Below are 2,343 nucleotides of genomic sequence, written 5' to 3' on the forward strand. Positions count from 1 at the left end.
GGAGCCTTCGATATAGACCTCTGCGGGCATGCCGGCCTGCAGCTTGAACTCGCTGATCGACTTGAGGGAGTCGGCATCGGCCAGGATCATCACGTGGTAGTACGGCAGGTTGGTCTGGCGTTCCATCAGGCGGTCGCCTGATACGTAGGTGACTTTCCCCGTCACCATCGTGGTGTTGCGGTACTTGAAGGCGGTGAACTTCACCCGCGCGCGCTGGCCCACATGCACGTTGCTGACATCCTCTGGCCGGATGTGCGCCTCCACCATGAGTTGCGCGTCGCTCGGGACGATGTCCGCGATGGACTCGCCGGGGCCCACGACAGCGCCGGGCGAGGTGAACTTGAGATCGATGATCTCCCCGCTGGCCGGCGCCGTCACGATCTGCCGGCGCGCCGCGTCCTCGGACTTGCGCTGTTCCTGCTCGATCTCACCCAGGCGCTGGGCCGTCGCCTTGAGCTGATCGCTCGCCGATCGCACATAGTCGTTGCGCACGGACTGGATCTTCAGGTCGATCTCCACCAGCCGCTGCGCCGCGCGCGCCAGTTCCGTGCGCCGCTCTTCCAGCTTGGCTGCGTACTCCATCACCACCGCTTCGATCTGGGAAATGCGGCTTGGGGAGATGAAGCCCTGCTGGACCAACGCGCGGTTGGCTTCCAGATCGCTGCGCTGCAGCGTCAGTGAGCTCTGCGCCTGATCGATCTGCGCCTGGACGGCGAGGATCTCCTGCCCGACACGCGCGCGTTGTGTCTGCATCAGCGCCGTGCCGCTGTCCAGCGAATGGCGCTGCGCCTCGAACAGCGCGCTTTCCTTCTGCAGCGCCTGGTGGATCCGCTGGTCGTCCTGCGCCTCTCGCGCCAGTTCGTCGAAAAAGACCAGCGTCTTGGCCAGGGACTGTTCGGCCGCCAGCCGCTCCATCGTGGCGCGCTCCACATGGACGCGGTAGGCCAGGCGATTGCGGTCGGCATCGACGCGCACGTCGCCGAGCACCAGCACCGCGTCGCCTGCCTTCACGTGCTGGCCGTCGCGCACCAGCACCTCGCGCACGGTGCCGCCCTCCAGGTGTTGCACCGGGCGGCGGTTGAGGTCCACCTTGACGAACGCGGGTGCCACCACGGCCATCGAGAGCGGGGCCAGGCCCGCCCACAGGCCGATCGGAAGGACCGCCCCCACGACGATCCAGCAGCCGCTGCGCACCAGCCGCCGGGCGTGTTCCCGGTTGCTGCGCAGGCCGGGCGCGGCAGGCCGGGGAGGCGTTGCGGGGCTGTTCATGTTCATCCGTCCTTGTTCAACCTGTGCCAGACCTTCAGGCAGCCTTCTGGTCCACCATCACCTGCGACTGCCGCTGCATCTCCTTCATCACCTCGCTGGCCGGCCCGAACTGTTGGATGCGCCCACCGCCGAGCACCAGAATCTTGTCCACGTGGGCGATCAGCGACGGCCGGTGCGTGACCACGATCGAACTCACCCCGCCGCTGCGCAAAGCACCCATCGCCTGGGCGAGGGCGATCTCGCCCGCGCCGTCCAGGTTGGAATTCGGCTCGTCCAACACGACCAGTTGCGGACTGCCGTACAGCGCACGTGCCAGGGCGACGCGCTGGCGCTGGCCGGGCGACAGACGCGCGCCGTGTTCACCGACTGGCGTGTCGTAGCCCTTGGGCAAGCTGAGGATCATCTCGTGCGCGTTGGCGCGCCGGGCCGCAGCCACCACCGCGGCCGAATCGATCTCGCCCAGACGTGCGATGTTGTCGGCCACGCTGCCGTCGAAGAGTTCGACGTCCTGCGGCACGTAGCCGATGTAGGGGCCAATTTGCTCGCGTGGCCAGTACGCGATGTCGACGCCGTCCAGCCGCACCCGCCCACTGCTGGGGCTCCACACCCCGGTCAGAAGGCGGGCCAGCGTGGACTTGCCGGCTGCGCTCGGGCCGACGATGGCAAGAGCCTCTCCCGGCGCGAGCGTGAAGGCGATGTTCGACAGAACCTGTGTCTCCGAGCCCGGCGCGCGATAAGCCATGTTCTCCACCGTGAGCCGGCCTTCGGGGCGTGGCATCACGACACGCTGCTCGTCGTCCTCGAAGTCTCGGGACAGCTCGACCAGGCGCCCGTAGGCGGCACGACCTTCGATCAGCAGGCGCCAGCTGCCCACCAGCTGCTCCACGGGCTGGACAGCGCGGCCCAGCAGGATGCTGGTGGCGATCATCACGCCGGCCGAGGCCTGCTGGCTCAGCACCAGGTAGGCCCCCAGCGCGAGCATGAGAATCTGGATCGCCTGGCGCACCGTCTTGGTGGCTGCCGTGAAAGCCACCGTACTGCGGCTGGCATGGGTCTGTGTCGCCGCGATCTGGT

Annotated in this window: 2 protein-coding genes; both read right to left on the reverse strand. The window is 67.7% G+C overall.

What is annotated here, in order from left to right:
- The coding region (locus AC099J_RS31575; protein ID WP_479619266.1) for an HlyD family type I secretion periplasmic adaptor subunit at positions 1–1,269 on the reverse strand (1,269 nt) is incomplete at its 3' end.
- Between the two features lie 34 nt (positions 1,270–1,303).
- Positions 1,304–2,343 (reverse strand): type I secretion system permease/ATPase (locus AC099J_RS31580; protein ID WP_479619267.1); only part of this gene is annotated, 1,040 nt, incomplete at its 5' end.

This window comes from Rhodoferax sp. RT4P68, from assembly GCF_056521305.1.